This is a genomic window from Microcoleus sp. Pol8_D6 (assembly GCF_036700965.1).
In the GTDB taxonomy this organism is placed as follows: domain Bacteria; phylum Cyanobacteriota; class Cyanobacteriia; order Cyanobacteriales; family Microcoleaceae; genus Microcoleus.
Genome location: NZ_JAUBPW010000016.1, coordinates 58,833 through 81,251, shown reverse-complemented (window position 1 = coordinate 81,251; position 22,419 = coordinate 58,833). Strand labels below are relative to the sequence as shown.

The 22,419-nt window shown below is 46.4% G+C and carries 19 protein-coding genes and 1 pseudogene; 16 read left to right on the top strand and 4 right to left on the bottom strand.

Annotated features, from left to right (window positions below; genetic code table 11):
- Positions 1 to 12: 12 nt before the first annotated feature.
- A complete protein-coding gene (locus QUA10_RS09445) occupies positions 13 to 1,515 on the bottom strand; it encodes a UDP-N-acetylmuramoyl-L-alanyl-D-glutamate--2,6-diaminopimelate ligase (protein ID WP_333082605.1) in 1,503 nt (500 codons plus the stop codon).
- Between the two features lie 199 nt (positions 1,516 to 1,714).
- The gene (locus tag QUA10_RS09440) at positions 1,715 to 2,020 is read right to left on the bottom strand and encodes a glutaredoxin family protein (protein ID WP_333082617.1); all 306 of its coding nucleotides are present in this window, start codon (positions 2,018 to 2,020) and stop codon (positions 1,715 to 1,717) included.
- 328 nt (positions 2,021 to 2,348) lie between these two features.
- Here QUA10_RS09440 and QUA10_RS09435 point away from each other — a divergent pair, with 328 nt between their 5' ends.
- The 3 genes from QUA10_RS09435 (at position 2,349) to QUA10_RS09425 (ending at position 5,642) form a co-directional block, all read left to right on the top strand.
- Positions 2,349 to 3,626 carry an ATP-dependent DNA ligase gene (locus QUA10_RS09435; protein ID WP_333082604.1) on the top strand — a complete coding sequence of 426 codons (1,278 nt, stop codon included), beginning with the start codon at positions 2,349 to 2,351 and terminating at the stop codon, positions 3,624 to 3,626.
- Positions 3,627 to 3,714: 88 nt separating this feature from the next.
- Positions 3,715 to 4,290, top strand: a complete 576-nt coding sequence (locus tag QUA10_RS09430; RefSeq protein ID WP_333082603.1) for a Uma2 family endonuclease — start codon at positions 3,715 to 3,717, stop codon at positions 4,288 to 4,290.
- A gap of 110 nt (positions 4,291 to 4,400) precedes the next feature.
- On the top strand, positions 4,401 to 5,642 hold the full coding sequence (locus QUA10_RS09425; RefSeq protein ID WP_333082602.1) for an exonuclease SbcCD subunit D: 1,242 nt from the start codon (positions 4,401 to 4,403) through the stop codon (positions 5,640 to 5,642).
- Positions 5,643 to 5,726: 84 nt separating this feature from the next.
- Here QUA10_RS09425 and fmt read toward each other — a convergent pair whose 3' ends face one another.
- Both fmt and QUA10_RS09415 read right to left on the bottom strand, forming a co-directional pair.
- A complete protein-coding gene (gene fmt / locus QUA10_RS09420) occupies positions 5,727 to 6,725 on the bottom strand; it encodes a methionyl-tRNA formyltransferase (RefSeq protein ID WP_333082601.1) in 999 nt (332 codons plus the stop codon).
- A gap of 167 nt (positions 6,726 to 6,892) precedes the next feature.
- The gene (locus tag QUA10_RS09415; RefSeq protein WP_333082600.1) at positions 6,893 to 7,051 is read right to left on the bottom strand and encodes a hypothetical protein; all 159 of its coding nucleotides are present in this window, start codon (positions 7,049 to 7,051) and stop codon (positions 6,893 to 6,895) included.
- Between the two features lie 115 nt (positions 7,052 to 7,166).
- On the opposite strand from QUA10_RS09415, the gene QUA10_RS09410 reads away from it, so the two are divergent.
- From QUA10_RS09410 to QUA10_RS09350, 13 genes and pseudogenes are all read left to right on the top strand, one after another.
- Entirely contained in the window at positions 7,167 to 7,331 is a 165-nt protein-coding gene (locus QUA10_RS09410) for a hypothetical protein (protein ID WP_333082598.1), read from the top strand.
- An 87-nt stretch (positions 7,332 to 7,418) separates the two neighbouring features.
- A complete protein-coding gene (locus tag QUA10_RS09405; RefSeq protein WP_333082616.1) occupies positions 7,419 to 8,093 on the top strand; it encodes an RsmB/NOP family class I SAM-dependent RNA methyltransferase in 675 nt (224 codons plus the stop codon).
- 65 nt (positions 8,094 to 8,158) lie between these two features.
- The gene (locus QUA10_RS09400; RefSeq protein ID WP_333082597.1) at positions 8,159 to 9,499 is read left to right on the top strand and encodes an ABC transporter substrate-binding protein; all 1,341 of its coding nucleotides are present in this window, start codon (positions 8,159 to 8,161) and stop codon (positions 9,497 to 9,499) included.
- Positions 9,500 to 10,060: 561 nt separating this feature from the next.
- Positions 10,061 to 12,574, top strand: a complete 2,514-nt coding sequence (locus QUA10_RS09395; protein WP_333082596.1) for an MASE1 domain-containing protein — start codon at positions 10,061 to 10,063, stop codon at positions 12,572 to 12,574.
- A gap of 951 nt (positions 12,575 to 13,525) precedes the next feature.
- Positions 13,526 to 17,245, top strand: a complete 3,720-nt coding sequence (locus QUA10_RS09390) for a response regulator (protein WP_333082595.1) — start codon at positions 13,526 to 13,528, stop codon at positions 17,243 to 17,245.
- Entirely contained in the window at positions 17,238 to 17,612 is a 375-nt protein-coding gene (locus QUA10_RS09385) for a response regulator (RefSeq protein WP_015177895.1), read from the top strand. The genes QUA10_RS09390 and QUA10_RS09385 overlap by 8 nt, the downstream gene beginning before the upstream one ends.
- Entirely contained in the window at positions 17,609 to 18,667 is a 1,059-nt protein-coding gene (locus QUA10_RS09380; protein ID WP_333082594.1) for an adenylate/guanylate cyclase domain-containing protein, read from the top strand. The genes QUA10_RS09385 and QUA10_RS09380 overlap by 4 nt, the downstream gene beginning before the upstream one ends.
- A gap of 77 nt (positions 18,668 to 18,744) precedes the next feature.
- Positions 18,745 to 19,263 carry a Ycf51 family protein gene (locus tag QUA10_RS09375; RefSeq protein WP_333082593.1) on the top strand — a complete coding sequence of 173 codons (519 nt, stop codon included), beginning with the start codon at positions 18,745 to 18,747 and terminating at the stop codon, positions 19,261 to 19,263.
- A 242-nt stretch (positions 19,264 to 19,505) separates the two neighbouring features.
- Positions 19,506 to 19,757 (top strand): hypothetical protein, encoded by a 252-nt coding sequence (locus QUA10_RS09370; RefSeq protein WP_333082592.1) that lies wholly within the window; start codon positions 19,506 to 19,508, stop codon positions 19,755 to 19,757.
- Between the two features lie 35 nt (positions 19,758 to 19,792).
- A pseudogene (locus QUA10_RS09365) lies at positions 19,793 to 19,843 on the top strand (hypothetical protein); the annotation flags it as partial.
- A 17-nt stretch (positions 19,844 to 19,860) separates the two neighbouring features.
- Complete coding sequence (locus tag QUA10_RS09360) at positions 19,861 to 20,028, top strand: Uma2 family endonuclease (protein ID WP_333082591.1); 168 nt, start codon at positions 19,861 to 19,863, stop codon at positions 20,026 to 20,028.
- Between the two features lie 132 nt (positions 20,029 to 20,160).
- A complete protein-coding gene (locus QUA10_RS09355; RefSeq protein WP_333082590.1) occupies positions 20,161 to 21,819 on the top strand; it encodes a tetratricopeptide repeat protein in 1,659 nt (552 codons plus the stop codon).
- Between the two features lie 151 nt (positions 21,820 to 21,970).
- Positions 21,971 to 22,366: a type II toxin-antitoxin system Phd/YefM family antitoxin gene (locus QUA10_RS09350; protein ID WP_333082589.1), complete on the top strand. Its 396-nt coding sequence runs from the start codon at positions 21,971 to 21,973 to the stop codon at positions 22,364 to 22,366.
- Positions 22,367 to 22,419: the final 53 nt, after the last annotated feature.

The window sequence follows — 22,419 nt, the reverse complement described above, 5'->3', positions numbered from 1 at the left end:
AGTTAACCGAATTTACTTAACTGAATTCATTCTGGCTTTCAAGGCATCTCGCGCTTGTTCTCGATCGTCAAAATGGACTTTTTCGGTGCCAAAAATTTGATAATCTTCGTGTCCTTTCCCTGCAATCAGCACGCCATCTCCGGGTTTAGCATCCATAATAGCAGTGCGAATTGCAGCGGCTCGATCGCACATCACGATCGGCTTTACGGCGGCGGGAATTCCTGCTAAAACATCCTCCAAAATGCGATCGGGATTTTCCGTCCGCGGATTGTCGGAAGTAACAACAGCTAAATCGGCTAATTCTGCAACAATTTTACCCATGATCGGGCGCTTAGTGCGATCGCGATCGCCACCGCAGCCAAACACACAAATCATTTGACCCGGAATAAACGGCCGCGACGCCTTCAATAAATTCTCCAAACTGTCTGGAGTGTGCGCGTAATCCACAATAACGCTAATATCTTGGTCGGGACTAATTTGCACCCGTTCCATCCGTCCCGGAACTCCCGAAAACTGCGATAATTTATCCACAATTGCAGACAAATCTAAACCCAATTCTAAAACAGCACCGACAGCAGCCAACATATTTGATAAATTGAACTGACCGACTAAAGGCAAAGAAAAAGCAGTTTCGCCCTTGGGAGTGTGCAGCATTCCCTTAACTCCGTTCGGCTGATACTCCAAATCAAAAGCATACAAATCTGCCGTTTTCAGAACAGTGCTGTAACTCCAAACTTGGTCAGATTTTAGGATCTCAAATATCCGCTGCCCGTAGGGGTCGTCAATATTAATTACAGCGCGATTAGCGAGGTAATTAGAACCGAATAAAAGCGATTTAGCCTCAAAATAATCTTCCATATCACGGTGATAATCGAGATGGTCTTGAGTCAAATTTGTAAAGACAGCAACTTCAAAACTACAGCCCAAAACTCGCTGTTGCGCTAAAGCGTGGGAACTGACTTCCATCACCCCGTTTTTGCATCCGGCGACTACGGCTTCTGCTAATTGCTTTTGCAGGTCAACTGCAAAAGGTGTGGTGTAAAGTGCAGTTTGTTGGAAGCCCGGCCAGCGAGTGTAAAGCGTGCCGAAAATAGCCGTCGGCAACTGCATTTGATTGAGCAGAAATTCGATTAAATGAGTGGTTGTAGTTTTGCCGTTAGTCCCGGTAACGCCGACAAGTTTTAATTTGCTAGCTGGATTGCCGTAAAAAGCAGTTGCTATTTGACCGCAAACTTGAGCCATATCGGCTGCTGCGATGACGCAACTACCCCCGTCTTCGGAGGGTGTTTTCTCGGCTGCTTGGGTGGAAATTATGGCGGCAACTGCACCAGATTCGATCGCACTTTGCCAAAAATCTCCCCCATCAACCCGAGTTCCCGGCATTCCCAAAAACAAATCGCCCGCCTGACAAGCGTGGGAATTAGTGGATAAACCCTTGACTTCGGCATCGAGGGCGGGATGTTGCGCGTCAAAGGAAATGCTGGGAACTGCTGCTAATAATTCTCTCAATTTCATCTGAAAAACTCCTCGCTTGAATGTCTTGAATATGACTGTCGGAACACATTGTTTGAGCCACAATCTACAGATTTTTACTGTGCGCGGTGCAAACCCTAGGTTTTTTTTATGCGCGGTGTAAAACCTATCGGCCTAGATTAAGCTGCACACTGAGCACCCCGAGGTCAGGATTAAAACCTGAGTTTTTGGGTAAATCGTATTATTGTGACGGATCGATTTGCAAATATTTCTGTAACATTTGCTCCAATTGGGCGACACTACAGCGGGGAGAAGGACGGGGTAACAGTTCTTCAGCGGAGAATGCAGCCTCGCCAGTAGAATTTTTTGACTGAGGCTGCACTTTAAACAAAACTGGAACTTCGTACTGATAAGCTTGAAACCAGTCCTCGCGTTCAGTAATATCTCTGACTTCGAGTTGAAACTTGACGCTTTCAATCTGTTCGAGTTTTTCTTGCAACCCTTCGCACAAGTGGCATCCGGGTTTGCTGTACAAAATCAATCGCATCATAACAGTAAGATTAAACTCGATCTTAAATTCTGAAATGTCCGATCGCAAGTTCGCGAACTCAACGCGAGTAAGACACAACTCACGGCTTTATTGGTCGCAATGCGCGATTGAAGTTATCTTAGCATTGGCAGCCAACAGATTACCGCGCTTGACTATCTCTTTCTTCTCTTCCTCTGTGCCCTCTGCGCCTCTGCGGTGAAAAAATAAATCTAGTTCACCAATGAAAGAGTTAAATTTATTCACATAACCTAATTGTAAACTCAATCTTGACTAATAAATCAATCTTTAGTATAGTATATAAATAGCCCTACATAAAGGAGGCAGTATGGACTGCACCGAATACGCAGAAGCCAAGCGAAAAGCAGCTAAAAAAATTAGCGCCGACATTCGAGAACGCTGGAACAATCGCATCGTGACGCGAGGATTGCACTTGATGGGAGAAGCGGGGGCCGTGCAGTATTTAGCTGATTACGGGCGCGGAATTGGTACGGCAAAAGTTATTGGTTTTGCGCTGTGTGCGGAGTCGGAAGGATACCCCGAAATGGCGATCGGCTTTTGGAAAAGAGCGTTTGAATTGGAAACCGGAGAAAAGCCGATCGCCCTCAATACTCGAAACAATTCTACCGCCGATATCGATCCTGCTAAACAATCAACTTCCGCCCCAAAAATAGAAACTGTCTACCATCCGATTGTTCCCGAATTGCCGGCGCACTTGCAGCCGGGAAGGATTGTCACGATGCAGCCAGTTGACGCGCCCAGTGAACGTTCTTATTACATCGAAAATCCCGATTACTGGGGACAGCCCAAGCGCGACGGCAATCGAGTAGTGGTCATTGCGACGCCAGATAAAGTATACTACCAATCGCGATCGACTAACCTGCGGCAACAGGCATCGATTGAGATCGATCGCACATTAATCGACACAGCCGCTAAAATTGGCACCTTTGTTTTAGACGGCGAACTGTATTACAAAAGCTGTACGGGTAGCGAACACCGCACGGGGGCGCAAGCTGCTACGGTTAATATTGAAAGCGGTTTTCCGACTACTCAGCCTAACGCAATTTATGCTATTTTTAAAAGTTTGTTTTTCAAAGGCAATGATTTAACTACCGTGGCAGAATCCGAACGAATTACCGCGGGAGTTGAAGTTGGCGAAATGCTGGCGAATTTATTCCCAGCCTTTGAAGTTGTACCGACATTTCGCACCACCGCCGAAAAAATCGTCCTGGCAAATCAGCAGGAATCTGAAAATAAAGAAGGCGAAGTTTGGGTGTTGCACAACTGCCAGTATGTCGGCGGCAAAGATGTTAAGAAATATCCGATGGTGAGAACTAAATACTGTCAAGAACACGATTTGTTTATTGTGGGTTTGACGCCGACAAAAGTTGCGGGGCGGCCGTTTAGCGCCGTCAAAGTAGCGCAAGAAATTGATGGCAAATTAGTCCCAGTAGGAACCGTGGGAACGGGTTTTAGCGGGGAGGAAATGCAGCAAATTGCCCGACTCTACGAGGCTAACCCCAAAAGTGTCAAAATTAAAGTGCGATCGCAGGGTTTGACGGAAAGCGGCAAACTGTGGCACGCCCGATTTTTGGAGTTTTGTTAAATTTGTAGGGAAAAGGCAGTGCCGTTTCCCAGCCGGGTGTGCGATTATTAACCAATAGTGGCAAATAAAAATATCGGTGGAAAAATCAATGTTTGTTAGCAAAAATAATTTCTACATCTCTCCAGAAGAGTACCTAGAAGGCGAGCGAGTAAGCCCCATCAAACACGAATACAGAGGCGGACACGTTTATGCAATGACGGGGGCAAAAAAGCCTCACATTATTATTGCTAGCAACTTAGTAAGGCGACTGGGAAATCACTTAGATAACACCGACTGCTTAGTTTTATCATCAGATATAAAAGTCCGACTGGAAGAGGCAAATTGCTATTACTATCCTGATGTAGCTGTGACTTGCGACGAAAGAGATACAAGTTCTACTGAAGATTTCATTTTATATCCATCTTTGGTAGTTGAGGTATTGTCGCCCTCAACAGCAGCTTTTGACAGAGGCGATAAATTTGCCGATTACCAAACTTCTCCGAGTTTGCAGGAATACGTGCTCATAACTCAATCAGAAATCAAAATAGAGTGTTTTCGCGTCAACGCTGAGGGAAATTGGAGTTCTCAGACTTACCGACAAGGAGATGAGTTAGAGTTAATGAGTATAGATTTTCGCTGCCCGATCGCACAAGTTTATCAAAAAGTACCCGGCATCATATTGTGATGTATGAAAAAAAAACTTTCTTTAATTCGCAGTCAGGAATGCAAGTTTTTTTTTTGAGGACTGAAGTCCTCACTAGCAACCGAAACGATAACTAACAAATAGAAAAAACAATGATTAAAATCTTACACCTTTCCGACATTCACATGGGCAGCGGCTTTTCCCACGGCCGGATTAATCCAGAAACCGGTTTAAATACGCGGCTGGAAGACTTCGCGGCGACGCTGAGCAAATGTATGGATAGAGCAATTTCTGAACCCGTAGATTTAGTCATATTCGGCGGCGATGCTTTCCCGGATTCAACGCCACCGCCGTTTGTAAAAGAGGCTTTTGCTTGCCAATTCAGCCGCTTGGTGGACGCCCAAATTCCGACGGTTTTGCTAGTAGGAAATCACGATCAGCATTCTCAGGGACAAGGCGGCGCGAGTTTGGGAATTTACCGGACTTTGGGAATACCTAAGTTTATTGTAGGCGATCGCCTGGACACTCACCTGATTCAAACCCGCAGCGGCCCCGTACAGGTGGTAACATTACCTTGGTTGACTCGATCGACCTTAATGACACGTTCCGAGACTGAAAGCCTGTCTATGGGCGATGTTAATCAATTATTAACCGAAAAACTGACGATCGCAATGGAAGGCGAAATTCGCCGCCTCAACCCCGACATACCAACCGTACTTTTAGCGCACTTAATGGCAGATAAAGCAAGTCTGGGCGCCGAACGTTTTTTAGCAGTTGGCAAAGGTTTTAACATTCCTGTTTCCATGCTAACTCGCCCTTGTTTTGATTACGTTGCTCTCGGCCACGTACACAAACACCAAAATCTCAATGCTTCCAACAATCCGCCCGTAATTTATCCGGGAAGTATCGAACGAGTTGATTTTAGCGAAGAGAAAGAAGATAAAGGTTTTGTGTTAGTTAATTTGGAACGGGGAAAAGCGGAGTGGGAATTTTGCACGTTGCCCGTGCGGGTATTTCAGACTATTAAAGTGAATGTTTCCGAATCTGAAAACCCGCAAGCCGAGTTAGTTAAAGCTATTGGCAAGAAGGAAATTCAAGACGCAGTAGTTAGATTAATTTACCAATTGCGATCGGAACAATTAGATTTAATTGACAACGGAGAATTGCACGCACTTCTGGGCGAAGCGCACAGCTACACAATCCAACCGGAATTAGTCAGTCAGCTAGCGAGGCCGCGGTTGCCAGAATTGAATGCTAATAATAGTATAGAACCGTTAGAAGCTTTGAAAACTTATTTAGCAAGTCGCGAAGATTTGAAAGATGTTGCTGAGAGTATGTTAGAGGCGGCGCAGGGTTTGTTGGGCGACGCCGAGGAAGTTTTGGTCGAATTTTAGGTCAACTGTCGCGCATCTAATTACAAGATGATTTTGCTTCCAAATATTGTGGGGTGGGCAGGAGACCCGCCCTAAACATACAATTTAACCCCCAAAAATTTCCCCTACCGCCAACCGAGTTCCGTTCGCAAAATCCACTCCAGACTGCACCTTTTTCCCCGCTAACTGCACCTCCCGCAACAATAATAAACCATCACCGGTTTGGACGATCGCCCCCAAGCCCTTCACAACCTTGACAACTTCCCCATTTCCGCCCGACAACTGATCCAAAACAGGCCAATCGCGTTCCAAAACCCTCAAATCCGGCGGTAATTGCAGCCAATATTCCGGCCCGACGGGCACAGTAGCTATCACCTTCAGAGAATTGCCGCGAAAACTGGTTGTGCAATCCGGAAAAAAGCCCCTAACTTGATTGTGAAGGTCGATCGCACTTTTCGACCAATCCAGCACATAATCCGCACTCTTAATCATCGGCGCATAAGTCGCCTCAGCATCATTTTGAACAACAGCTTCAATTTGGTCGTCCCTCAATTTCACCAAAGTTTCTATCAACAAATCCGCCCCAACTTCCGCCAACCTATCCGCCAAAGAATCAGCATTATCCAACAGTGAAATACCAGCAAAAGCCTTCAATAGCATCGCCCCAGTATCCATCCCAGCATCCATCAGCATAGTAGTAATTCCTGTTGTCTTTTCCCCGTCAAAAAGACAGCGCTGAATCGGTGCTGCACCGCGATACTTCGGCAAAATTGAACCGTGAACGTTAACGCAAGCCAAACTAGGAATATCCAGAATTTCTTGAGAAAGAATTTGGCCGTAAGCCACCACCACAAACACATCCGCCTCCGCTTCCCGCAACTTAGCAAGCGTTTCAGAATCCTTCTTAATTCGGCGTGGCTGCCAAACCGGGAGACTGTGATTTAAAGCCACATCTTTTACAGGTGAAGGCATCAATTGATTCCCTCTTCCCCGACGTTTGTCCGGCTGAGTCACCACACCCACAACTTCAAATTTTGGGTGACTTAGCAAGCTAGATAAAGTAGGAACCGCAAAATCGGGAGTGCCAAAAAAGACAATTTTCATAGATTCTTCGTTATTAGTAAGTAGTCCTCAGTCATTACTCATTAGTCATCAAGTAGGTAATGGCAAAAAACCCTAGTATATTATAGAGACTATTCAGCGCGTAGCAGCTATGATAGAAGCGAGTTTATGAGTATTTTTACCTTCCGGACTCATGTAATGTTTATTTGTCAGCTCAAACAATAGTAGTTTGCTTCTCGATTATACACTTCGAGAATAGTTCCGAGTTGTGCGATCGGCAAAAAGGAGCTCGATTGGTACTCAGATGCAGCCAGACTCAAACGCTCCAAATCAATGGGTTTGATAGAAGCAACAACATTTCCATCCATCCTATCCAAGTTAACTACAACTGTTTTACACTAGGAATTATCATCTCATTTACCTTTGTCACTGCTAATCTCAATCTTATCATATCTCCTCGAACATGGAAAACCGCCGAATCTCATGTTTAAACTCAGCCGCAGCTTATTTGCCGACACCGCAGAACAAGAAAAATTTATTCAGCCTGTTACCAATCCCCAAGCTTTTAATCCTGTCATCTTGTGGCTGCAACCAAAACCCACAGAAAATCCATTTACTGTCGAAATTCCCGTTTCTTGGCAACCGTAATTTGTAAATAGACTAGCCTGAGAATCCCAGCCGGGAAAACATTCCTTACATCAAGCAGGACATTACTACTGTCTAGACTTTTCCTCAATCTTCGCCACCTCCACCTTATTAACAATACCGCAGTCAATCAAACTAATCTTAGATATGTGCACCGCCCCCGGAGGAAAAAGTATATTTTCATGGAAAACATTAAACCCAGAATTCCTGTTGTGCAACGAAGCCATAGGCAAACGCATCGGAATGTTTATCTCTAATTTAAGACGCTGCCAAATTCTACCATCCGCCGCCAACGTCGATTCAAAAATACTTGCCGAAAGGATGCCACAAACGGCTAATTTAGTAATAGTAGATGCTCCTTGTACTGGTCAATCACTTTTAGCAAAAGGAGACAAAGCACCCGGCTGCTTTCATCATGTCACCATCAACAGCAATGCCAACCGCCAAAAAATAATTTTAGCCAATTCTGCTAAAATTGTAGCGCCCCAAGGTTATCTTGCATACATGACCTGCACTTATTCAACCGCAGAAAATGAACAATTCAGCCAATGGCTGTTAAGCAAATTCCCCGATTTTCAGCCAGCCTCTGTTCCTCATTTAGAAAAATATCGATCGCACCTGACAGAAATTCCTTGCTATCGGATGTGGCCACAAGATAGACTAGGAGCAGGAGCTTTCACCGTTTTGTTTCAAAACACCTCCTATGGAGAAAGAAATCAGCTACCAGCAGATTTTCGAGATTTAGCTCCTTTTCCCAACCTCTAACTATCCGCGTCCATCCCCGTTCATCTGCGGTTAAAAAAATCTTCTTCCCTGAATCTAACTAAAAAATGATATTATCCAAATTATCCAAAGCAATTAAAAGACAACTCAAACTAGCGATCTGCATTTTAATTACCTTAAATCTGCTAATATTAAGCGGCTGTCAAAACAGCATCACACCCGCATCAAAAAACGGCGAGCCGATCGAACTCATACTGTGGCACGGTATCAATCCTCCGCCAAATCGCGACGTATTTCAAACCCTCACAGACCAATTCAACAAAACACATCCCAACATCCATATCAAACCAGTTTACATCGGTCAGCCAGACCAACAACTCCCAAAAATACTAACAGCAATAGTTGGAAATGCACCGCCGGATTTGCTGTGGAATGGCCCCTCAATTGCAGGAAAACTAGCAGAACTCGACGCCATTGTGCCCTTAGAAAACTGGCTCGACAAATCGCCCCGGAAAGCCGAAATCGACCCGGCACTCTTCGAGTCAATGGAACTCGGCGGACATACTTGGTCAGTTCCCCTAGGCACAAACAACGTCGCCATATTTTACCGTCCCAGCTTATTTGCAGCAGCAGGAATCAAAAAAGTGCCGCAGAATTGGGCGCAATTAAAGCAAGTAGCCCGATCGCTCACGCGAGACATCAACGGAGACGGACGCACAGACCAACACGGCATAGTGCTACCCCTAGGCAAAGGAGAATGGACAGTATTTACCTGGCTGCCATTCATGTTCAGCGCAGGCGGCGAATTCAAAGGCGAAATACCTCAAAGTCCTGTACCCCAAATCGATAATCCCGGTTCTCACGCCGCCTTAGAATTGTGGAGCGACTTGTTAAAAGAAGGTTCAGCAATATTGTCAGCACCCGAACGCGGTTACGAACTCGACAATTTCATCGCCGGGAAAGTCGCCATGCAAATCACCGGGCCGTGGACGCTAGCACAGTTGCAGCAAAGCGCGATCGACTACGCAGCAATGCCTTTACCGCTCCTCAAACGCCCTGCAGCCGTCGTAGGGGGTGAAAACATATTTTTAATGAAAACCTCGCCAGAACGAGAGCGAGCAGCCCTAGTATTCTTAGAATACGTTATAGGTGAAGAATTCCAAACAGCATGGGCATTGGGAACAGGTTATTTACCCATTAACTTAAAATCGAGACAGAGCCAAGCTTATCAAAGCTTTGTGGAAAAAAACCCTGTTTTGCGAGTATTTTTAGAACAAATGAACTCAGCCAGAGCGCGACCCATTATATCAGGTTACTCCCGCCTGTCAGAAAACCTCGGTCGCGCCATAGAAGCAACCCTTCTCGGCCGCAACCCCCAAGACGCCCTTAAAGAATCTCAAGAGCGTTTGACACTAACCTTAGATATTGCAACAGCCAAAGAGAAATAGAAAAGAAAAAATATTTTTTTTCTGTAATATATCCGCTTTCATTGTATTCCATCGAAAGACTTAAAACCTAGATTGATTGGTTACAAATCTAGTGAAAATCACTACCGCCTGTACTTCTAATCAAAAACCGTGTTTATTGCCTCAAACTTACCTAAAAGCAGAGATTTTACGTCGCTGTTATTGGTATTTTAGGTATTTTAGGTATTATTGAGCATGGTGCAAGATGTTAGGGTGCATTGAGTTACGATCCCCCGACACAAAAAGACACCCACTGTCGCTCGGTAATAAATTTTTAACAAAAACCAAAAATTTACAAACCAATTGCTTAGCCATTAGAGATATATTTACAAAAAAGCGATACTCCCGAAATTCATGGGCAGATTTGATCGAACAAAAAAACCGCTCCCTCAACGGCACTACAAAAAGTTAGCTCAAAAGCTTCTCCCAGTACCTACCACCCATGACCTACCATCACCTAATAGAAACATTTTCTCTACCCTCTGCCTGTCCCGTGCCACCTACTGAGATCCCAACAAGCGTCCACCTTTTCCCTAAACGACCATGCAGACAAAGTTCCTTAATGCAATCAAAGGACATTCCTGGCGGTACTTCCTCGCAGTAGGTGCGATCGCCCTGGTCTACTATGGGGCGTCGCAATTCGCCATTTCCACCCTCACCCTCAGTTCAGAAATTTACCCGATGTGGCCAGCAGCAGGAATTGCCCAAGTCGCCCTGCTGCTGTTTGGGCGGCAACTGTGGCCGGGAATTGCGATCGGAGGCTTCCTGTTCAGCATGAACGTACCATCGGCCAACATCGCCACGGCATTGATATCGGCAGCCGCCAGAAGCCTGCAAGCGTGGACGGGAACTTATCTACTCCAAGGCCTTAACTTTAGCGCCGGGCTCGATCGGCTCAAAGACGTTTTAGGAATAGTCGGGCTAGCAGCCTTGGGATCTACGCTGATCAGCTCCACCATCGGCAGCATCCTCGTATGCCTGAGTGGTATATCTAGCTGGAGCGATTTTGGCACGATTTGGGGGACTTGGTGGGTCGGAGACGCTATGGGAATTGTGCTCGTCGCCCCGCTGCTCCTGACGTGGCAACAATTGCCCAAAGTCCCCACCCATCGCAAACAGATAGTTGAACGAGCGATTTGGCTGCTGCTGCTACTAGCAGTCGGATGGCTCGTCTTTTGCTCCCGCACCCGCGCCGCCTACGCCCGCTATCCCCTCGAATACTTACCATTTCCCCTAGTAGTTTGGGCTGCCTTTCGATTCGGTCAGCGCTACACAGCCCTCTCCAACCTCATCCTCTGTGGCTTCGCCATCTGGGGTATCGCCCGAGGCAGCGGCCCCTTCCTAAAACACGCCAGCAGTATCCCCCAAGCACTGTTATCCCTGCAAGCCTTCATCGCCGTCATCGCCGTCACCGGCTTAGTTCTAGCTGCCACCGTCGCCGAACGCCACCAAGCAGAAGTCTCCCTGCGCGCCAGCGAAGCCAGCCTCGCTAACGCCCAACGCATCGCCCAGCTAGGCAACTGGGACTTAGACCGCAACGCCCAGCAATTGCGGTGGTCAGAGGAAATTTACCGCATCCTAGGACAGCAACCGGGAAGTTTTGAACCCAGCCTGGAAGCCTTCTTGGAATACGTGCACCCTGAAGACCGAGAATTAGTCAAAACCTCGATCGAAGCCGCTTTATTTCAGCAACAGCCTTACAGCATCGACTACAGGCTCATACTCCCCGACGGTAGCAACCGCACAGTCTACGAACAAGCCGATGTCAACTCCCTCTACATCACCAGCACCGTCCAAGACATCACAGACAGAAAGCAAGCCGAAGCCGCCCTGCGTTCTTCAGAAGAAAGATTTTCCAAGGCCTTTCACGCCTCCCCAGTTGGGATCAGCATCTGCACCCTCACAGACGGATGCTTCCTCGATGCCAATGAAAGCTTTTTGCGCTCATTAGGCTGGCTGCGGCACGAATTTATCGGCCGCACTCCCAGCGACTTAGGAATGTTGGTTTATTCAGAAGACGGGCGGCGGCTGGCCCAGATTTTGCAATCACAAAATTCGATCAGCAACCAAGAAATCAAAATTCGCACCAAAGCCGGCGAAGTGCGCGACTGGCTGCTGTCAGTGGAACTCATCCACCTCGGCAACACTCAGTGCATTTTAATCATGACCACCGACATCACCGAACGCTTGCGTTCCGAAGAATTCCGCCGCGCCGCATTAGCCGCCGAAGCTGCAAATAGATCCAAAAGCATTTTTCTCGCCAACATGAGTCACGAACTCAGAACCCCCCTCAACGCCATCATTGGCTACAGCGAGATCCTGCAAGAAGACGCCCGAGACCTTGGTGCCGAAGAGTTCATCGACGACCTCCAGAGAATTAATACGGCCGGCCAGCACCTACTCGCGCTGATTAAAGATATTCTCGACTTGACCAAAATTGAAGCAGGCCGCACCGACTTGCACGTCGAAACCTTCACCATTTCAACTCTGGTTGAGGAAGTAGTTGCCACGATCAAGCCGACGGCAGACAAAAATAGCAATATTGTAGAAATACAATGCCCCGAGGATATTGGCTCGATGCAGACCGACTTGACTAAACTCCGGCAGTCTCTGCTCAACATCCTCAGCAATGCCGCGAAATTTACTTGCTCCGGCGCGATTACCTTCGCCGTTACCCGATCCGGCGAAACCTCCGCCGACCCTGCAAACAAAGGCAAAAAACTTGGAGCGTACAGAGGAGGTGACCAAGCTGAAAATAGCTTGTCTCTGTTATCTTCCGCTCAAGATTGGATCATTTTTACAGTCAAAGATACCGGCATTGGCATGAGTCCCGAACAGTTAGCCAGAATCTTTGAGCCTTTCACGCAAGCCGATTCTTCAACTACTAAGAAGTACGGCGGCACTGGTTTGGGGCTGACGATTACTAAGAAATTCTGCGAAATGATGGGCGGAGACATTACCGCATTCAGCGAGTTGGATAAAGGTTCTACTTTTACAATTAGGCTGCCAGCTATTTTCACCGACCTTTCAATCTCAACCGAAAAGTCTGACGAATAATATTTATTTGACAGTTATTTTCGATGTCTGCAACTTTTATTTACCTCCACAATAGGCTGATTATTTGGCTAGCAGTTAGGAGACTTGACCTATAATTTATCACATTATCAACTCAGCTTTTTTCCGGGGTTTTTCTAAAATAGAGTAATTTTAAATCAGTCGTAAAATTTTTACCCCACCTCAACCATATCCTTGGTAAAGGGAGGGAGTAATAAATTCACAAATAATTTAGAATTGCTGTAGACGTAGAAGATGAGGGCGGGTTAGATCACCCTAATTAATTTATGAGTAAATACGAAAAATGCTGAAATCGTTTCCGCTGGCATGGGAATAAGAAATTTTTCTGTCCAGTTCCCGCGTCCGCGATCGTTTTTTGGCTGCCACCTAGTTTTTGAGGCTAAGCTCACTTGATTAATACTCCGAACAGTTTTTCTATAGCCCAATGGCTGATTCTCGCTTGACTGTGATCGACTGTGGATAATTAAATCAATGTCAGATCCACCCTGGGCTTGCATTTAATTCGACTTTTTTAGGCTCCTTGCCCTATAAAGCGTGTATAGTCATCCTAAATCATTTGTGAATTTCTTACTCCCTCCCCTTGATAAGGGGAGGGTTGGGGTGGGGTAAAAAATTTACGACTCCTGCAATGATTGCTACAGTATCGTTACCAAAACTTTCCTGAGTATTGACTTGATAAGATGATATTATTATTTTTGAGCGTGCTGCCGACATTCAGAGCATTGGTTGGTTGACAACCGTTAAAAGTTCTGAGAATTAATATAATTAGCGCAGTTTGAAAGATTTGGGAGAGGAGACAGGATCCCTCGGCTTCTCAATAAAACCTGTGATAGACTTCGATCGCGTACTTGTCCCCTAACGGTATACCTACGTATATATACTATTAATTAAAAAGATATACTGTAGAAAGTTGCCTACAAAGCGCCAGAAAATATGCACCCCCACCTCCAGCGCCAACTCGAACACCTCGGTTTAGTCGGCGAGTCTCCTCCTCCCACTGCTGAGCAGTGGCAGCTTTTATTAGAGCAGGTAAGTTGTAGCTATGACCGAGTTCAGAGTCAGCAAGAACTTCAGCAGGAAGATTGTTTTAACTTGGAGACGGTGGCATTAAAGGATTTAACTGACTCGCCCCAGTCCCCTCAAGACTCTCCAACAGCTTCAGAATTCGATCGACTGCGGGCGAGTGTCAACAGTTTGGGGGCGGGATTGTGTATCCTTGACGCGAAGGGCTGTGTAATCTCGGTGAATCCAGAGGCAGAACGCTTGCTGGGATGGCGAGAATCGGAACTTGCAGGCGTTTCCCTGCTAGAGCGCATCGGGAAGCAAAACAAAGGCAACAAATCCCAAGTTTTGACGGCTCCGAAACAGTCGCCAAGCAAGACTGAAGATGCGACGATCGCACCTACACTAGATTTACAAGAGGCGATCGCTTCCAGTCAACCTTGCAACAACTGGGACGACGAGTTTTTGTGTCGCGACGGCAAGATGTTACCAGTTTCCTATTTTTTCCATCCCGCAGTTGACGGCCGCGAAATATCAGTCTTGGTGTTTTTTGACATTAGAGAACACAAGCAATCGCTCTCGATACTGCAAGCAGTTCTAAAATCTACAGATGCAGGAATTCTGGCGGTTGACAGAAACGGCAAAATATGTAATTATAATCAGAAATTTCTAGAGATGTGGGGGTTGTCCGCCAGCCAAGGAAAGTTGAGCCGATCGACCTTCGCCACACTCACAAACACGCTCACAACAGGATTCCCCTTCGACAGGGAACAATTGAAATACCCGCAAAGATTTCTCCCAAACGTGATTAAAGTGTCGGCAGATTCAGATACTCAAATCAGCGAATTATTAGAATTCAAAGACGGAAAAATTCTTGAATTAAATTCGTTGCCATCAAAAGTCGGAGCGAAAACAGTCGGTAGAGTCTGGAGCTTTCGAGACGTTACCCAACTCAAAAAAGTAGAAGAATCTTTGCAGTATCGAATAGAATTCGCTCAGTTGATTTCCCGTTTGTCAACCCATTTCATCAGCCAGCCCTTATCAGAAATAGACAAAGGCATCGATCGAACCCTGGAATCGATCGCCACCTTGAGCGGGTTTGACCGCAGTTACATCTACCTGTTATCATTCGACAAAACCCGCGCCCACAAAACCTACGAGTGGTGCGGCAAAAGCATTCCGGCAGTCAAAAACAGCACCGACAAACCAATAGAGATCGCACAAATCCCTTGGATCGCAGAAAAACTCGATCGTGCCGAATGCCTCTATATTCCAGAAATCGGCGAACTCCCGCCCCCAGCAATCGCCGAAATTCGCTATTTTATAGGTCAAAATCCAGCCGAATTCCAGACAGACTCCCCATCCCAAACAATCAATCAAACAGCAACCGCCTTAATACCTTCGCGGGGCGCTTTTCTAAATAATTTAGAATTTGAAAAACAGCTAAGAAATATTCAATCCTTGATAATTATTCCCCTAATTTGTAGTAAAAACCTAGTAGGATTTATCGGATTCGATGGCTTACAGCAAACAGTAGGTCGAGCAACCGAAATATCCACAATATCCACACAGCTAAAAATGGTAGGAGAAATGCTCGCCAATGCCCTAGAGCGCAAGCGAGCAGAAGCAGCCTTGAGACAATCCGAAACAAAATACCGCAGCATCTTTGAAAACGCAGTCGAAGGCATATTCCAGACAACGCCGACCGGGCACTACCTCAGCGGCAATAGCGCACTAGCCCGAATTTATGGCTACGAATCCTGTACCCAAATGCTCGCGGAACTCACCGATATCAACCGTCAATTTTACGTTAACCCCCATCGGCGCGCCGAGTTTATGGCCCAATTGGGCGCGCGCCGCCAAGTGTCAAAATTTGAATCCCAAATATACCGCCGAGACGGTAGCAAGATCTGGATTTCCGAAAACGCGCGCAGCATCTGCGACGAAAACGGCAGCGTTTTGTACTACGAAGGCACAGTCCAAGACATCACCGATCGCAAACAGGCAGAATCCGCCATGCAGTTGGCCTTAGAAGCAGCAGAATCAGCCAACCGGGCAAAAAGCACATTTCTCGCCAACATGAGCCACGAACTGCGAACACCTCTGAATGCCATCATCGGCTACAGCGAAATGCTCCAAGAAGAAGCCGAAGAATTGGGCGATGAAGCTTTCGTCCCCGACCTCGAAAAAATCCGCACCGCCGGCAAACACCTGCTGTCGATGATAGACGACATCCTAGATATCTCTAAAATTGAAGCAGGTCGAATGGATCTCTACTTAGAAACCTTCGACATCCATACCTTAATTGAAAGTGCTGTGGCCACGGCGAGCCCCCTGGTCGAGAAAAACGGTAATACCCTAGAAGTGTACTGTCCAGACAACCTCGACACCATGCACGCGGACATGACAAAAGTGCGGCAAGTGCTGCTTAATTTGCTCAGCAACGCTGCCAAGTTCACACAAAACGGGAAAATTGCGATCGGAGTGGAAAGAATTAAAAATGAACAATTAAAAATGAAAAATCAAGATGAATCTTCCGAAATTTTAATTTCCAACTCCGAATTTTTAAGTTTCCGCGTCGCCGACACCGGCATCGGCATGACACAAGAGCAATTGGAGCGAGTTTTCCAACCTTTCACCCAAGCTGATGCTTCGACTACCCGCGAGTACGGTGGCACCGGTTTGGGACTAGCAATCAGCCAGCGCTTCTGTCAGATGATGGGCGGCAGCATTGAGGTCAGCAGCACCTTGGGCGCAGGCACAACTTTTACCGTACTCTTGCCCAGCGCCATCAAACAGCCGGAAATCCCCAACAAAGTCCACGACAGCACTAGCCCTCCGGACGCCCCCGCTGTCGGCACGGTGCTGGTAGTGGACGACGACCCGATCTCGCGGGATTTAATCCAGCGCACCCTCAGTCGCCAAGGACTGCACATAGAAGTCGCCGGCAGTGGCGAGCAAGCTCTCCGGCTGGCTAAGCAACTACGGCCAGACGCCATTACCCTGGATGTGATTATGCCCGGAATGGACGGCTGGGCGGTACTCTCAGCGCTGAAGGCAGATCCTGACCTTGCCGAAATTCCCGTAATCCTGCTATCCTTTGTGGGCAACAAAAGCCTCGGCTTTGCATTGGGTGCCTCGGACTACCTCACCAAACCAGTGGACGGCAAACGGCTGGCTGCTTTGTTGAACAAGTACCGACGCGACCAAGACGGGGTTGCAAGTAACAATTTGACCTGTCAGATTCTAATTGTGGAAGACGACGTTGCCACGCGCGAAATACTGCGATGCGTACTAGAAACACAAGGCTGGGCAGTAACGGAAGCTGATAGCGGACGCGCTGCTCTCGATCGGCTAAAAGTTGCTCGCCCGCACCTGATATTACTGGATTTGATGTTGCCAGAAATGGATGGTTTTGAGTTGATCGGGGAAATTCGCAAATCCCATTCGGGAGATCCTATACCGATTGTTGTGATCACGGGGAAAGACTTGACACCGGCAGAAAGCCAGCAGCTAAACGGCTACGTTGAGCGGGTGCTACAAAAGGGAGTCTACAGTTGCGATACTTTGTTGCGCGATGTTCGCTCTATAGTGAATGACAGGTTCGATCGCAGGTACGACTCGAAAGGCAAGGAGAACACCAATGGCTAAAATCCTGTTGGTCGAAGATAACGAAATGAATAGGGATATGCTTTCCAGGCGTCTGGCCCGCAAGGGACACGAGGTCTTTATTGCTGTTGACGGTGCTGAGGGGGTGTCGATGGCGCTCGCGAAAGTACCGGATTTGATTCTGATGGATATGAGTCTGCCGGTTCTAGACGGGTGGCAAGCAACGCAGCAAATTAAGGCGGCTCCTGAAACTAGCAGGATTCCGGTGATTGCGCTGACGGCTCACGCAATGGCGGGCGATCGTGAAAAGTGTCTGGCTGCAGGCTGCAATGACTATGACACTAAACCGGTCGAGTTTCCCCGACTTTTGGGTAAAATTGAAACTCTTCTGAAAGAGGCCCTGACATGAAAGGTGACGAGGGCAGCGTGCTGGTTGTTGACGACAATGAGGTAAACCGCGATTTGCTGGCCCGCCGACTTCAGCGTCAAGGCCATCTGGTGACTGTTGCTGAAGATGGTCTCCAAGCTCTGGAAATGTTGCGAACAGAGCCTTTTGATTTGGTTCTGCTAGACATTATGATGCCGCAAATGAACGGCTATCAAGTGCTCGAAAGTCTGAAGGCGGATGAAAAGTTGCGCCATATCCCGGTGATTATGATTTCGGCGGTGGACGATATCGACAGTATCGTCCGGTGTATAGAGTTGGGCGCGGAGGATTATCTTTCTAAACCGTTCAATCCGGTATTGCTTAAGGCTCGGATTAGCGCTTGTCTGGAAAAGAAGCGACTGCGGGATAAGGAACAGGCATATTTACATGAGTTGGCGCAGGAAAAGGAAAAGTCTGAGCGTTTGCTGTTAAATATTTTACCGAGGGCGATCGCGCAGCGCCTGAAACACGGGGAAATTACGATCGCAGACAGTTTCGCTGAGGTAACAGTGATGTTTGCCGATTTGGTCGGTTTTACCAAGCTTTCGGCTCATTTATCGCCGGCCCAGTTGGTGGAGTTGCTCAACGAGATTTTTTCGGCTTTTGACGAGTTGGCCGAGCGCTACGGACTTGAGAAAATTAAGACGATCGGCGATGCTTATATGGTGGTTGGCGGTTTGCCGACGCCCAGCGACGATCACGCCGAGTCGATCGCGGAAATGGCGCTGGAAATTCAAGCAGCAATGACTAAGATACATACCAAGGGAGGTCAGCCGCTCAGCATCCGCATCGGCATCCACACAGGCCCGGTAGAAGCTGGGGTAATCGGTACTAAAAAATTTACTTACGATTTGTGGGGAGATACGGTAAATACAGCTTCCCGGATGGAATCTCAAGGTGTCCCCGGCAGCATTCAGGTGACAGTTGCTACCTACGAGCGCCTGCGGGATAAGTACGTTTTTGAGGAGCGCGGCGTGATTCCAGTGAAGGGGAAAGGCGATATGATGACTTATCTGCTTGTGGCTCGAAACGCTTAATTAATCATTGGGCATTGGGCATTGGGCATTGGGCATCGGTAACTAATATCAACAGTCAACAGTCAACAAATCATCAAATGAGCGTAAATTCTAACCTTTTAATGTACGCCCAATGGGCGGGAATTCTAACAGTAGCCTTGGCTATTCTAACTGTTATAGCATTTATCTTCAAATGGGGTTTTCGCTTCCGATTGGTAGGAGTGACAAGCTTTATGGGCGTGATTGCTGCGAGTATATTCGGTCTGGGTTTGGGACTGTTTTCCCGTACAGAAATTCCGGGTGCAGTTCGCTATTCTTTAGTTTACGATACAGGCGGCGCTCAAACAGTAGTTACTGTGCCACCTACGATCACGGAATCGGAATTAGAAGCAACGATGCAGCAAGCGGCTGCTGATTTGTACTCTCCAGGGCGCTCTGGACGCGGCAGAGACTACATGACAATCAGGGTTCGTACAGTTGTACATCCTGAACCTGGGCTGTCGCAGCCGCTGTTTTTGGGCGAGGTGAGGCGATCGCTCGCGACTCGTTATGATGACAAAATGGCGATCGAAATCTTCCCCGAAAAAGTTGCTATTCTGAAAAAATACCAAGCCTGATAAATGCTGTAGGGGCGGGTTTTACAAACAAGAATTGCCTCAAACCGACAATCTCAAAAACCCGCCCCCACCAACTAATTATCAGTAAGGTGTGCAATGCGAACCTACGAATTATTAATTATTTGGCGATTTAGTAAGGTCACGTTTGGAGAGAATTAAATAATATGATTGCAACTACCAAATACCTATTGAATTTTAACGAATTTATTGCAATTAGCCCGGAAGATAGTCTTTAAGAATTGGTGAACCGAGAAATTGTCAAAATAGCAATTACCCGAAATCATGATGATATTGGTGAATTTACAGACAGACAATTTTATCAAGAGAGCGATCGCCTGAAACTCAATTATGTAGTAAAACGAGGCATCACCATCAAAACTACCACAAAAGAAGGTACTGAACAAGGACGAGTGCCTGATGTCAGTGTTATCGATCGCACTTTGTGGCGTGCTGAACGCAAAGCTTATGCTGCACACGACTCGCCCATTCATTAGCTGTCGAGGTAGTATCAACTAATTGGGAAGATGATTATGTTGACAAGCTAGATGAATACGAACGTTTAGGCATTGCTGAATACTGATTATTGATTATTTAGCAATGGGAAAAAGAGAGTATTTGGGAAACCTGAAAATTACGACGGTATTGGTTTTTTCGGTAAATACTGAAGGCAAATATCAGCGCACTCAGTTTAGAGATAACGAACCAATTGTTTCACCCACTTTTCCAGAATTAGTGCTGACGGCTGCTCAGGTATGGTCAGCTTAGTTGGGTTATGTTAGTCTGGATCAACATTGAACTTGCAAAAAATACTTTAAGATTCTTAAAAAATTCCTCGGCTGATTAAAGGAATTAAGCAATTTCACGTTGTCTTACACAACTTTATCCAGGAGGTTATAAATGATTGATTGGAAGGAAATATACAATTTAGGCTTAGGCTGGTTTGAAAAAGCAACCGCCTTTTTGGACGAAGCTTTAGAAATGAAACCCGATCCAGAAGGCTGCAACGATCGGGGAAATGCACTGGATAGTTCAGGAAGATTTGATGAATCGCTCGCCTCCTACGACAAAGCCTTAGAATTAAAACCACATGATGACAACCCCTGGTGCAATCGGGGCGTTACACTGGGTTCTTTAGGCTTGTTTGAAGAAGTGATAGCCTCCTACAACAAAGCCTTAGAATTCCCACCAGATAAAGATGAAGCCTGGGTCGAACCTGGCTATGCACTGGCTAAGTTAGCAAGATTTGAAGCAGCGCTCGCCTCCTATGACAAAGCCTCAGAATTCAAACCATCTTTACACGCAGCTTGGTACGATCGTGGCAATACACTGGGTAATTTAGGCTTGTTTGAAGATGTGGTCGTATCCTACGACAACGCCTGTGACTTAAAACGATATTTATTATACGCAGCCTGGTATAATCGCGGCAATGCACTGGGTAATTTAGGAAGATGGAAAGAAGCGCTCGCCTCCTACGACAAACCCTTAGAATTAAAACCATATTTACACGTAGCCTGGTACAATCTGGGCTATGCACTGCTTTCTTTAGGAAGCTGGGAAGAAGCGCTCGCCTCCTACGACAAAGCCTTAGAATTAAAACCAGATGATGACGAATCCTGGAATAATCGGGGCATTGCACTGAATGATTTATGGAGATGGGAAGAAGCGATTTACTCCTACAACAAAGCCTTAGAAATAAAACCAGATTTACACCAAGCCTGGTACAATAGGGGCGCTGCACTGGAGGATTTAGGAAGATTAGAAGAAGCGATCGCTTCTTATGACCAAGCCTTAGAAATCAAACCAGATTATCACGAAGCATGGTACAATCGGGGCATAGCACTGCTTTCTTTAGGAAGCTGGGAAGAAGCGCTCGCCTCCTACGACAAAGCCTTAGAATTAAAACCAGATTATCACGAAACCAGGTTCGATAGGGACATAGAACTGCTTTCTTTAGGAAGATTTGAAGCAGCGATCGCCTTCTACGACAAAGCCTTAGAATTAAAGCCAGATGATAGCGAAGCCTGGAACAATCGGGGCATTGCACTGGGTAATTTAGGAAGATTGAAAGAAAAGCTCGCCTCCTGGGGCATTGCACTGGGTAATTTAGGAAGATTGAAAAAAAAGCTCCCCTCCTTGGGCAAAACAGTCTTAGAATTAAAATCACATAATGACCAAGCCTGGTACTATCGGGGCGTTGCACTGTATAATTTAAAAATATGGGAAGAAGAGATCGCCTCTTTTGACAAAGCCTTAAAATTCAAACCAGATTATTACAAAGCCTGGTATCATCGGGGCGTTGCACTGGAGGATTTAGGAAGATGGGAAGAGGCGATCGCCTCTTACGACAAAGCCTTAGAAATCAAACCAGATGACCAGGAAGCATTTTATAGTAAAGCTTGCAGCTATGCGTTAAACGGTCAGATTGACCAAGCAATTCAGAATTTGCAGCAAGCAATTAATCTAAATCCTGACAAATACCGAGAAATGGCAAAAACTGACTCAGATTTTGACAGCGTGCGATCGCATACTGGGTTTCAAGCATTGATTCAAGGATAGGGATTTGCCCTTGGGCGGGGTGGGTTTATGAAATTGTTGGTTTGAGGCAATTCTTGTTTGTAAAACTCGCCCCTACAGCATCAAAAACACTTTTCAATTCAACGAAGCTAATGAACACGATATAATAGGAGAATTAATAGCGACGTAAAAGATGACTCAACTAAATGTCAATCTAACCAATGACAGATTTCCCGAACTCATCGCCCGCGTTGAGGATACTGGAGAACGAATTGTCATAGAACAGGAAGGAAGGGCGATCGCTGCTATCATTACTTATGCAGAATTGAAGCGATTGGAAGCACTAGAAGCTGCCCTAATTTACAAAGCAAAACTAGAAGAATATCAATGGTTAAAAGCTGCGATCGCAAATCCAGCATTTGATTCCCTAAGAAACTCAGCGGAAGATATGTACACTTTAGCTGATGGCTTGCCCTTCCACGACCCTGCATGGATTAAAACAGTAGCGATCGAGCCTAATTTTAGTTCGATCCTAGACGCCGAAGAAGACATTTATACCATAGCTGACGGTAAACCATATCTAGCTTAAAGATCTCCCTTATTTCTTAGTCTCTTAGAGAGGGAGTTGGTTTGTATAGACGC